The following is an 11,797-nucleotide window of genomic DNA, read 5'->3' on the forward strand; positions in this document are numbered from 1 at the left end:
TGCTCTCCTCCTTTCCGCGACACGTGCTACTTGACCTGGAAGCCCTGCTTCTTCAGGTCGGCGACGGACGCGTCCTGGAGGCGGTCGATGGCAGCGGCGAAGTCAGACTTGTCCTGGATCGCCTTGGCCAGGATGTCGCTGTACGCGCTGTAGGTGACGTTGACGTTCGGCGCCCAGGAGAATCCGCGCGCGGTCTTCGCGATGGCTGCGGCGTCGGCGAAGAACGTCGGCTGGTTCGGCAGCATCAGTGGGGCCTTGCTCAGCGCGGGTGTCGACTGGCCGGTGGTGGCGGCCGGATAGATCCCACCCTGGGCGACCAGCGCGTCGATGGCTTCGGGGTCGGTGTTGAGCCACCTGACGAACTTCTCCGCCTGCGCCCGCTGGGTGGACTTGGTGGAGATCGCAGTCGCCGAGCCGCCCCAGTAGCCGGTGGCCGGGCTGGCCGCGTTCCACTGCGGCAGCGGCGCCATCCGCCACTTGCCCTTGGTGGTCAGCGCCACGCCCTCGAGCACCCCGGCGCCCCAGACCGCGCTCGGCCAGGCGAGCAGGGTGCCGTCGCTCATCGCCTTGTTCCACTCCGGGGTGTACATCGGCTTGCCGGAGAGGGTGCCGTCGTTGACCAGACCGCCCCAGAACGCGGCCATCCGCTTGGTCGGTTCGTCGTTGATGCTGACGGTCCAGGTGCCGTTGTCGTTGACCCACCAGTTCGCGCCGGCCTGTTCGGCCAGGCCGGCGAACCAGCCGGGGTCGCCGGAGGAGAAGGTGGCGAGGTAGCGGTTGGCGTCCTTCTGCCGGACCTGTCGCGCGACGGTCGCGAACTCGTCCCAGCTCTTCGGCACGGTCAGCCCGAACTGCTGGAAGAGATCCTCACGGTAGTACAGCATCATCGGGGCGACGTCCTGCGGGATGGCGTACGTCTTGCCACCGAACGAGGTCAGGTTCCAGGTGCCCTCGGTGAACTCCGACCTCACCTCACCGGCGAGGGACGTGAGGTCGGCGACCGCCCCGTTCGTGATCAGTACGGGCAGGGCCTGGTACTCGGCGTGGAGGAGGTCGGGTGCGTTACCGGCCCGGTGCGCCGTGATGATCTTGGTGAGCAACTCCTCGCCCTGCGCCTGCCGACTCACCGTCACCTTCTGGTGCGGGTTCCTGGCGTTCCAGATGTCGACGACCTTCTCCACGTTCGTGGTCCAGGTCCAGAACGTCAGGTTCGCCGGGTCGTCGGGGTTGCCCTTGGGCGGCGCGACGTTCTCGTCGCTCCCGCTGTCGCAGGCGCCGAGCAGGGCGGGCAGGGTCGCGGCGGCGCCGATGCCGGCAATGCCCTTAAGGAGGCCGCGCCTGCCGAAGGTGGCGGCCGGCAGGGAGTTCGTCGGGAAGCGACCGGGGCCGGTCGTGAGGCGGGACATGCGCCCTCCTGAAGTGTCCGCTGAAAGGAAAGGGGCGGTGCCTGTGAGCGATCACAGAGTCTTCGCCCAACCGATCGACTGTCAAGGCTCTGTTGCAAATTTGTTTCTGGGCGGTACACCAGCCTGTCGCGGCTTCGCACGCCGATGGGTCTCGACCCTGGCCAATCTGTGAGCGGTCACGTAACGTCCCGCCTACGGCAGGTCGGGCCGGACGGCGACCCGGCACCCGCGATGCCCACCACCGCCGCTGGCCGGTCCCCCTGCCGCCGACCTGGCCGTCGGTGCCCGTCACCAGGAGGAACAGCCGTGACTATGAGTGCTGGCGCGGACCGCTCGACCGCGCAGCCGGACAACCACCGGCCAGCGGACCACTCCTTCGGCGCGGCCCGCGCCGGACTGCACCGGGTCGTGCTCGGCGCCCGGGACCTCGACCGCTCGGGGGACTTCTACCGGGACGTCCTCGACCTCACCGAGGTGCCGGCGCCGTCCGGCGGCCCTCGACCGGTGAGACGTTTCGCCAGTGGCTCGGTGCTCGTCGAGGTCACCCAGGTGGGGGCCGGCACGGGCACCGGTGACTGGGTCAACGACGATCTACAGGGCGGCATCCGACACTTCGGACTGAAGGTCGGCGACGTCGACGAACGGGTCCGTCGGCTGGAGGCGGCCGGGGTCACCGTACTGTCGCCGCCCCGGGACGTGCTCGGCGACGTACGCATCGCCTTCTTCCTCGACCCGGACGGCACCCGCTGGGAGTTCATCCAGGGCAACCTCGCCTACCAGCACGTCCACTCCCCCGGACTCGCCGCCGCCGAGGCGGCGACCCGGCTCGCCCCGCAGGACGGGCCACGTTTCGACCACGTCGCGATCACCGTCGCCGACCTGCCGGCCGCACTGCGGTTCTGGCGTGACCGGTTCGACTTCGAGGTAATCGGCGAGATTCGCCACCACGACGACCCGCGAGGCTTCCTCATGACATATCTCCAGGCCGGACCGGCCGTGCTCGAGGTGTTCAGCTTCGACACCCCCGTCACACCCCACCCGGTGCCGACCGAGCCGGGAACGCTGCTGGGCCTGCACGCCATCGGGCTGGTTACGGACGAGTCGTCGCCACCGGTCACCATCCGCGACCCCGAGGGCGTCCCGGTGCTGGTCGGGGGTCCGCGATGAGCGCGGTCCTGGTCACCGGGTCGACCGCCGGAATCGGCGCCGAGATCGCGGCCGAACTGGCCCGGCAGGGGCACCACGTCGTACGGCACGCCCGCGAGGAGAGCCGCGCGACGCAGGCCCGCGACGCGTACGGCGGTGCGGTCGTCACCGGCGACCTGGCCTCCCTGAACTCCACCCGGCGGATGGCCGCCGCCCTGCGCGACCTCGGCCCGTTCGACGTGGTCGTGCACAATGCCGGCTGGGCCAGCCGGGGCAGCACCCGCCCGGTCACCGTCGACGGGCTCGAGCGGACCTTCCAGGTCAACGCCCTCGCCCCCTACCTGCTGACCGCGCTCATGCCGTTGCCGCCACGGCTGGTCTACGTCAGTTCGGACTCCATCACCCGGGCCACGCTCCACCTCGACGACCTCCAGCACGAGACGGCCTGGACCGCCGACGCGGCGTACGCGGACAGCAAGCTCGCCCTCACCGCCATCGCGTTCGCCATCGCCCGCCGCTTTCCCAAGGTGATCTGCAACGCCGTGCACCCCGGCTGGGTGCGCACCAACATGAGCGGCAACGAGGCCCCGCTCGACGTCGCCGAGGGCGCTGCCACCCCGGTCTGGCTCGCCACCTCGACCGACCCGGAGGCGACGGTCACCGGCGCCTTCTTCCACAACCGCCGGCAGGTGCGACTCAACCCGCAGGCGTACGACCACCAACTCCAGGACGCGCTGGTGGAGCATTGTGCCGCGCTGTGCGGCGCACCGCTGCCACCGGCCGGCTGCTGACCTAGGCACAACCCGGTGCACGCGTCGCGCCTCGGCCCCGAGCATTCCGGCCGGGGTCGGAGCACGGCCCCCGCACCAACTGTCGACCGACGCGGCAACCCGTCCCGTCGGCCGCTACCGCACACCACCACTCCCGGGGCGGTAGCGAACCGGCCAACGCGAAAGGAACCGCCATGGCACCCGACGACCCGTCCCGACTGGACCTCACCGCAGATCCGAACCACCCGCGCCGACTGTCCCGACGTACGCTGCTCGCCGCCACCGGCGCCGGCGCCGGCATCGTCCCGCTGCTCGCCGTCGGCAACCCCGCGTCGGCGGTGGCAGCCGACCGGGCGCCGGCCACCCCCGCGCCCGAGATCCGGGGCGCGGACATCTCGTTCACCCTTCAGACCGAAGCCGCCGGCGTCCGTTACCAGCGCAACGGCCGGACGGCACCGCTCGAACAGGTGCTCCGGTCGGCCGGGGCGAACTGGGTTCGCCTACGCGTCTGGGTCGACCCGCCGGCCGGATACAGCGACCTGACCTCGGCGCTCCGCCTCGCCGGCCGGGCCCGGCGCGCCGGGCTGAAGGTGCTGCTCGACCTGCACTACTCCGACTTCTGGGCCGACCCCGGCCACCAGGACATCCCGGCGGCGTGGCTGGGCCAGGACCTGGCCACGTTGGCCCGTACGGTGCGGGCGTACACGGCCGACGCGATCACCGCCTTCGCCCGGCAGGGCAGTCCGGTCGACATGGTCCAGGTCGGCAACGAGGTGACCGCCGGGATGCTCTGGCCGGTCGGCAAGATCTACACCGACGTCGGGGAGCGGTGGCCGGAGTTCACCACCCTGGTCAAGGCCGGGCTGGCCGGGGCGCGTGCGGCCAACCCGCGCGGTCACCGGTTGCGCACCATGCTGCACATCGACCGGGGCGGCGACAACGCCGGCTCCCGGTGGTTCTACGACCACGTCCTCGCCCAGGGCGTCGAGTTCGACGTGATTGGGCAGTCGTACTACCCGTTTTGGCACGGCTCGGTGGCCGACCTGACCGTGAACCTGAATGATCTCGCCGCACGGTACGGCAAGCCGCTTGTGGTCACCGAAACCTCCTACCCGTGGACCATGGCGAACGGTGACAGCCTGGAGAATCTGCTCACCGACCCGACCATGCTGCCCAACGGCACCGCCTACCCGCCGACGCCGGCCGGGCAGGCGGCGTACTTCGCGGCGCTGCGGCGGGTGCTGGCCGGCGTACCGGGTGGACTCGGCGCCGGGTTCTTCGCCTGGGAACCGGGTTGGCTGCCGGGTGTGGGCTGGGAGCCGGGTGCGGGCAATCCGAACGACAACCTCACCCTGTTCGACTGGAACGGGCGGTCGCTGCCCGCGCTCGACGTCGCGTACTCGTCTGCCGCGACCCGGTTGCTCTGACCCCGACACGTCGCCGAGTGCCGGGCCGGGGTGTCAGCCACCCCGGCCCGGCGATTCGTCACAGCACCCGCAGTTCGAGGCCCAGTCGCACCGACGCCGCCGGCAGCAGGTAGGCGGGCAGGACACCGGGGCCGCAGGAGGCCGAGCCGATGCCGTGGTGACCGGCGTCGAGCGTCACCCAGGTCCGGCCGTCCGGCACCAGGTCGATGGGGTGTGCCGCCCGCTCCAGCGCCTCGGTGGTCCAGGGGCGCACGGTCAGGCCGAACGGGCTGCGTCCGCGAACCTGCAGTCCCCGACCCTGGCCGTCGACGACCGTTGCCCACCGCACGTCCGCTCGCCGCCCGTTCTCCTGGGGGAAGACGTACGGCGTCTGCATCTCGGACACGGTCCGGTAGAACCGTCCCACCCGGTTGGCGAGACCGGTGTCGGGATACGTCTCACCCGGTCCACGCCCGAACCACTCGACGGCGTCTAGTTCGCCGGGCAGTGCCAGCACCAGACCGAGCATCGGCAGCGGACCCGGCCACGGTCCGTCCGGGTCGATCTCCGCGACCAGCCCCAGGCGGTCCTGGTCAACACCGGTCCAGGTGTACGTCACCCGGAGCCCGAGGTCGGTCGCCGCGGCGGCCACCCTTGTCCGCACGACGAGCCGGTCGGCCTCGGTCCGTACCTCGTCGACCCGGTGACGCATCCGGTCCAGTCCCAGCGCCCGCCAGACCGGTTCCATCGCCTCGCCGTGCGGTGCCCGGTCGTTGTCCGTCGGCGCTCGCCAGACCTGGAGCGCCGGCCCGGTGACCGCCAGTTCGCCGAGCCGGACCAGCCGCCCGTCCCGCTCGTCGAAGACACCCGGTCCGAGGCGTAGGTGTCCCTGTTCCCCTCTGGGCGCCAACGGCGTCCGGGCCGCCGGCTCGGCGGTCCAGGTCGCCGCCGTGACCGGCGTCGGCTCGACCGGTAGCTGCGCCCAGGCGACCTCGTGTCCGGCCTTGGCCCAGGGTGTGTCCGTGGCCAGCACCGCCCGCACGGTCAGGTACGCCGGGCCGCTGGTCGCCGGCAGGTCGGGCAGGCTCACCGTCACCTGCCCACCGGGCGCCACCGCCGCGACGTCGAGACTCCCCCGCGCCACCTCCTCGCCCTCCTGGTCGAGGGACCAGTGGAAGTCGAGGTGCGACAGGTCGGCGAAGTCGTGGCGGTTGGCGATCAGCAGTCCCGCGCCGTCGCGGGAGATCCGGACCGGTTCGACCACCTTCTTGAGGTCGAGCAGCCCCGGTGACGGCGTACGGTCGGGAAAGAGCAGACCGTCGGCGACGAAATTGCCGTCGTGCAGCACCTCGCCGTAGTCCCCCCCGTAGGCGAAGAACTCCCGCCCCTGCTCGGTCCGGGCGCGCAGGCCGTGGTCGATCCACTCCCAGACGAAGCCTCCCTGGCAGCGGGGGTACTTCTCGTACAGCTCCTGGTACTCGGCGAGCCCACCGGGGCCGTTGCCCATCGCATGGGCGTACTCGACGTGGATGAACGGCATCGCCCGACGCCGGGCGTCCAGCGCCAGGTCGTCCAGCGGCGGTTCCGCCCCGCGCCCGATCGCCTCCACCTCGTCGACGGTCAGGTACATCCGGCTGTACACGTCGACGTCCCGGCAGGACCAGTCCCGCTCGTAGAGCAGCGGCCGGCTCGGATCGCGCTGGCGGGTCCAGCGGGCCATCGCGGCCAGGTTGCGCCCGCTGTCGCTCTCGTTGCCCAGCGACCAGAGCACGATGCTCGGGTGGTTCTTGTCCCGTTCGACCATCCGGCGCATCCGGTCGACCAGCATGTCGGAGAAGCGCTGGTCGTCGGCCGGGTTGCCGCGCCAATCGACCTGCCAGTAGCCGTGGGTCTCCAGGTCGCACTCGTCGACCACCCAGAGGCCGTACTCGTCACAGAGTTCAAGGAAGCGCGGGTGCGGCGGATAGTGGCTGGTGCGTACGGCGTTGACGTTGTGCTGCTTCATCAGCAGCACGTCGGCAAGCATGTCCTCCTCGGTGACCGCCCTCCCCCGGTCCGGGTGGAACTCGTGCCGGTTCACGCCCCGGAACAGCACTCGCTGCCCATTGACGGTGAGGACCCCGTCGACGATGGCGATGCTGCGGAAGCCGACCCGCAGGGTGACCGTCTCGGCGTCGGTGCTCAGCGTGAGGTCGTAGAGACGGGGCTGGTCCGCCGACCACGGTTCGACGTGCGGCAGCCGTACGGTGTCGCCGGTCCGGGCCTCGACGCCGAGTTCCGGCAGGCTGACCCGCGCCGGCACGTCGGCGCTGACGTGCAGCGTTCCGGCACCGGTACGGTGGTCGTAGTCGGCCCGTACGGTCACGTCGTCGATGGCGCCAGCGGTGGGGCGGGACAGCAGTTCGACGCTCCGGAAGATGCCGGAGAGCCACCACATGTCCTGGTCCTCGACGTAGCTGCCGGTACTCCACTGGACCACCCGTACGGCGAGCACGTTGTCGGCGTCCGGGCGGACCGTGTCGGTGATGTCGAACTCGGTGGGCAGCCGACTGCCAGTGGTGTAGCCGATCTCGACCCCGTTGAGCCAGATCCGGGCGCTGGAGTCCACCCCGCCGAACCGGAGCACCGTACGGCCGCCCGGCCAGTCGGCGGGCAGCCGGAACGTACGCCGGTAGTCGCCGGTGGGGTTCTCGTCCGGCACCTTCGGAGGATCAAGCGGAAACGGATAGCTGGTGTTGGTGTACGCGGGCGCCCCGTAGCCGTGCAGCTGCCAGTGCGACGGGACTGGCAGCTCGGCCCAGCCGGTGTCGTCGAAGGCCTGGGTAGTGAACTGCAGCGGCCCGTCCGCCCGCTCCGCGTAGTGGAACCGCCACAGTCCATCGAGGGACAACCGGCGGGCGTCACTCGCGTGCCAGGCGCGGGCGGGGCGGGCGGACGGCGGAGGGGTGAAGGATTCGTACCAGGCGCGCACCATCATGCCAGCACCCTACTGTGAGCGCTCACAGGTGCCAAGCCTCCCCCAAGCAGCTGCCGTACGCCTTCAGCGTTCCGGCGTGACTGCGGCGGCAAACCTGGTTGCCGACCCAGCGCGCATCGACGGCATCCCTTTCGGGCTTCGAGGGCCGGCTCAGGTCACGACGCGGATGCAGGTCAGCGTTCGGGATCAGTCCCGCGCGACGTTCAGCGCCCGGATCAGCCACGGGCTGCGCTGGACCCGCTCCCGCAACTCGTCGTCCCATGCGATGCCCCTGGGTCGGCGACCTGCCTGCGTCCGCGAGGGTCACAGCCAGGGTCTCCGTTGTATGTAAGGTGCGGAAATGACAAGAAGCGAGCGGCTCGCGGAGCAGCTGGACTGGTACTGGCACAGAAACCTGCGGCCGCGGCTGGACGGTCTTACCGATGAGGAGTACTTCTGGGAGCCGGTGCGCGGCTGCTGGAGCATCCGCCCACGCGGCACGTCGGCCGCACTGATGTCGGCAGGTTCGGGAGAATGGACGGTGGACTCCGCGTCCCCTGACCCGGTGCCGGCGCCAGTGACCACGATTGCCTGGCGGCTGGCGCACATCATCGTCTCGTGCCTGGGCTATCGGGTCGGATGGCACTTCGGCGGCCAGGACGTCGACTCCCAGACATTCGCCTACGCGGGGACCGCTGACGAGGCGCTAAAACAGCTCGATGAGATGTATGGGAGATGGAACGCGGGGGTCCGCGAACTCTCGGACGCTGACCTGGAGAATCCGCCCACGGTGGGTCCCGAGCGCCGTCCCATGGAGGGCATCGTCCTGCACGTCAACAGGGAGCTGATCCATCACGGCGCCGAGATTTCCCTGCTGCGCGACCTCTATCGCTGGCAGGACGGAGCCGTACCGCGCCGAACATGACTCTTCGGTAATCCGTCGTCGTCCAGCTCGACGACCACGTCGACTTCGCCGGATTCACGAATATTTCTCAGCCTACGTTGCGGCCACCAGGGGCAGCCAAGATTCTCCTCCAGCGGAACCTTGGTCACGGCGGAGGAGACGTCGGTGAGGGGCGTCGCGTTGCCGATCAGCACCGCCTTCGCCGCAGGCACATCCTGCTCATCCACGGAGGCGAGCAGGGCTTCCAACTCCTGCGGGCGAGTGCCCATGGTCACGATGGCAACCCCGATACGCGGCAACGACATGACAGTGGATTCCAGTGATCGACAGAGTGCTGCCGATGCATCACTGCAGGCCCGTCGTCGCTCGCTCACGTCGCGGAGTCGTTCGCGACGCATTACCGACTTGGCAGTTCTCGAGCCTGCCGGCGGTTCCGGAGTACGGCCGGGCCACCCCCGCCGAGCGGCACCCTTCTTCAGGAAGCCGGTGTCGTCGACGACCAGCACCCCTTGCGGGTCACCGAGGTGCTCAACCAGGTAGTCCCGCACGTCATCGCGGACCGCCTCGACATCCCAGTCCGCCCAGCGCAGCAACCGCTGCATGCCATCCGGTGCGGACGCGACTGACCGGCAACCTCGGCCTCGATCCGGGACCAGAAATGGTGCGGCTCGAGCCCGCGGTCCTGCGCGCGGACCCGGCTCCGGGTCCAGCCGCCAGAACCAAGGAGGCATCACCACCGAAGTCGGTACGACCAGCGCAGTTACCACACGACGCCCACGGGTTCGCCGGACGTATGATCGGTGTTTCACCCGCCAACGTGGATGCCCGGTCTGCGCGCCGGGTCGGGTTCGACCTTACGGATGATCTCGCGGACGACCGGTGGGGTGTCGCCGCGGCCGAGCAGAAGGTAGCGCAGCAGGTGCGCGACGGGACTGCCTTCGGACCATTCGAAGTGGGCGTGGGGTCGTACGCCGGTGGCGTCGCGCAGGGCTAGGAGTATCGCGGCGATGGCGTTCGGGGCGGCCGGGGCGGTGGTGCGCAGGACCCGATAGCCGCCAACGTCGACGCCAGTGACATGCAGGACACCGGCGAACTCCGACGGGTCGACCACGTCGATTTCGAGGAAGATCACATCGGCGGCACCGGGGACCGGGTTGAGGCCTCGTTGGGCGCGTTCCTTGAGGCGGTACTCCTTGACCGAGCCGCTTTGGCGGCGATTGGCGATCAGGTGCAGCCGCCCGTCGTGGGCGATCGAGTCGACAATGAACCGGCAGGCGGTGGCGTCGAACTCGATGTGCTCGGCGCGCAGTTCCGTGGTGCGCGAGATCCGGGAAATCAGGGAGACGGTGATGATGCCGGCGATGAACAGCCCGGAGATCGCGATGCCGTCGGGCTTCTCGATGACGTTCTCGACCAGCGCGTAACCCAGCACGGCGGTCAGCGCGGTGAACCCGGCGGTGGCGGCGCGTTGCCGACGGCGCAGCGCGGAGATAGTGACCGCGACGGCACCGGAGACCATCATCGCCAGAATCCCGGTGGCGTAGGCGCCGGCCTGGGCGTCGACGTCGGCGGCGAACGCGACGGTGATCGCGATGCTGATCAGCGTGTAGACGATGACCACCGGGCGCACGGCGCGTCCCCACTCCGGGGCCATGCCATAGGAGGGCAGGTAGCGGGGCACGATGTTGATCAGACCGGCCATCGCCGACGCGCCGGCAAACCACAGGATCAGCACGCTGCTGACGTCATAGACCGTGCCGAACGCCTCGCCGAGACGCTCATGGGCCAGGTAGGCCAACGCGCGGCCGTTGGCTCCCCCGCCGGGCTGGAACTCCTCGGCGGGGATCAGCACGGTGGTGACCAGCGTGGTCGTGATCAGGTAGCCGGACATGACCAGCGCCGCGGTGGTGAGCAGCTTGCGGGTGTTGCGGATCCGCGCGGCCAGTCGCTGCTCGGCGTCGAGACCATCACCGCGCACGAGCGGCATCATGCTGACCCCGGTCTCGAAGCCGGACAACCCGAGCACGAGCAGCGGGAAGGCCAACACCGCGGGGCCGATGACGTCACCGACGCCGCTGGTGCCGGCGGTCAGCGCGTCCGTCCACCCAGACAACAGCGCCGGATCCTGCACGATCGCCATCAGGCCGGCCACGACAACCGCCGCGTTCAACCCGAGGAACACCGCGACCAAAGGGATGGCCACACCCACGGCCTCGTTGAAGCCGAGCAGGAACACCCCGCCCAGGACCAGCAGCAACACCACCGTCACGACCACCGCCGCGGTGGTGCCATGCGGGAACCCGTCGGGCAGCACGGGGTTCTCCAGCAGGTGCACCGTGGCGTCCGCCGATGACAGGGTGATCGTGATGATCCACGACGTGGCCACGAACCCCAGCAGGACCAGGACGAACAGCTTGCCCTTCCAGAAGGGCAAAAGGCGTTCCAGCATCGCCACCGACCCCTGCCCGTGCGGGCTCTCCCCGGCCACCCGCCGGTACATCGGAAGCACTCCGAACAGCGTCAACGCCACGATCAGCAGCGTCGCCAGCGGCGAGAGCGCCCCCGCAGCCAAAGCCGCGATGCCGGGCAGGTACGACAGGGTGGAGAAATAGTCCACCCCGGTCAGACACATCACCTTCCACCAGGCGTGCGGTTCGGCGTGCGACTCGCCGCTCTCCGGACCGGGCGGCTGCACGCGATGCTTGAGCAGCCATCGCGTCGCGGTCTTCGAAGGCGGGCGCAGCGAGCTGGGCACCTCCACGCGAGCGGGCATCACCGTCTGGCCGCCTGAGCGAGAATCGGCGCCTCGGTCGGTAGCAGCGCTGCGGGCCGTGTTCTGCCTGCGGCGCGACCGCGGGTGTTCGTCCGGCCTATTGCCCATGTCGCCTCCGTCCCCTGCGTCGGTCGCCTCGCCTCACGACCATCCCAAGATCACGAGTGCGGCAAACAGCGGACACACTACCCACACCATTGGACGGCAACTCATCCCACTTCCGGGCCACGGGCGATGCGCTGAAGTGCACCTCCGGGACCTCGCAGTCACGGCACGCGAGGACGAGCGCCCTAGGGGCCTCACCGCCTGACCGAGCCGCCCTCGCGGTCACCTTGGCGTTGTCCATCAACACGCGCCGCCAACCGCCGGCCCGCTGGCTTGATCGGTGCGCCCCGGCGCCGCTCAGCCACGCTTCACCGCATCGTGTCGCCACGGT

At 70.0% G+C, this 11,797-nt stretch carries 8 protein-coding genes and 1 pseudogene; 4 read left to right on the top strand and 5 right to left on the bottom strand.

The window, feature by feature from the left end; genetic code table 11:
* Positions 1–26: 26 nt before the first annotated feature.
* Positions 27–1,406: an ABC transporter substrate-binding protein gene (locus M8C17_RS01945; protein WP_252414407.1), complete on the bottom strand. Its 1,380-nt coding sequence runs from the start codon at positions 1,404–1,406 to the stop codon at positions 27–29.
* Between the two features lie 312 nt (positions 1,407–1,718).
* Here M8C17_RS01945 and M8C17_RS01950 point away from each other — a divergent pair, with 312 nt between their 5' ends.
* The 3 genes from M8C17_RS01950 to M8C17_RS01960 all read left to right on the top strand — a co-directional run bounded on the left by M8C17_RS01950 (position 1,719) and on the right by M8C17_RS01960 (position 4,749).
* Positions 1,719–2,573, top strand: a complete 855-nt coding sequence (locus M8C17_RS01950) for a VOC family protein (protein ID WP_252415057.1) — start codon at positions 1,719–1,721, stop codon at positions 2,571–2,573.
* Positions 2,570–3,343: an SDR family NAD(P)-dependent oxidoreductase gene (locus M8C17_RS01955; RefSeq protein WP_252414409.1), complete on the top strand. Its 774-nt coding sequence runs from the start codon at positions 2,570–2,572 to the stop codon at positions 3,341–3,343. Before M8C17_RS01950 ends, M8C17_RS01955 begins: the two co-directional genes overlap by 4 nt.
* Positions 3,344–3,516: 173 nt before the next feature.
* Positions 3,517–4,749 (top strand): glycosyl hydrolase 53 family protein, encoded by a 1,233-nt coding sequence (locus tag M8C17_RS01960; RefSeq protein WP_252414410.1) that lies wholly within the window; start codon positions 3,517–3,519, stop codon positions 4,747–4,749.
* Positions 4,750–4,807: 58 nt separating this feature from the next.
* On the opposite strand, the gene M8C17_RS01965 is transcribed toward M8C17_RS01960, so the two are convergent.
* On the bottom strand, positions 4,808–7,705 hold the full coding sequence (locus tag M8C17_RS01965; protein ID WP_252414412.1) for a glycoside hydrolase family 2 TIM barrel-domain containing protein: 2,898 nt from the start codon (positions 7,703–7,705) through the stop codon (positions 4,808–4,810).
* Between the two features lie 340 nt (positions 7,706–8,045).
* Here M8C17_RS01965 and M8C17_RS01970 point away from each other — a divergent pair, with 340 nt between their 5' ends.
* Entirely contained in the window at positions 8,046–8,609 is a 564-nt protein-coding gene (locus tag M8C17_RS01970) for a DinB family protein (protein WP_252414413.1), read from the top strand.
* On the opposite strand, the gene M8C17_RS01975 is transcribed toward M8C17_RS01970, so the two are convergent.
* The 3 genes and pseudogenes from M8C17_RS01975 to M8C17_RS01985 all read right to left on the bottom strand — a co-directional run bounded on the left by M8C17_RS01975 (position 8,570) and on the right by M8C17_RS01985 (position 11,361).
* Entirely contained in the window at positions 8,570–8,863 is a 294-nt protein-coding gene (locus M8C17_RS01975; RefSeq protein WP_252414415.1) for a hypothetical protein, read from the bottom strand. The two genes, M8C17_RS01970 and M8C17_RS01975, sit on opposite strands and share 40 nt — an antisense overlap.
* A gap of 124 nt (positions 8,864–8,987) precedes the next feature.
* Positions 8,988–9,202, bottom strand: a pseudogene (locus M8C17_RS01980) (transposase); the annotation flags it as partial.
* Between the two features lie 191 nt (positions 9,203–9,393).
* The gene (locus tag M8C17_RS01985) at positions 9,394–11,361 is read right to left on the bottom strand and encodes an amino acid transporter (RefSeq protein WP_374556755.1); all 1,968 of its coding nucleotides are present in this window, start codon (positions 11,359–11,361) and stop codon (positions 9,394–9,396) included.
* Positions 11,362–11,797 lie beyond the last annotated feature (436 nt).

The organism is Micromonospora sp. RHAY321, assembly GCF_023896955.1.
In the GTDB taxonomy this organism is placed as follows: Bacteria; Actinomycetota; Actinomycetes; order Mycobacteriales; family Micromonosporaceae; genus Micromonospora.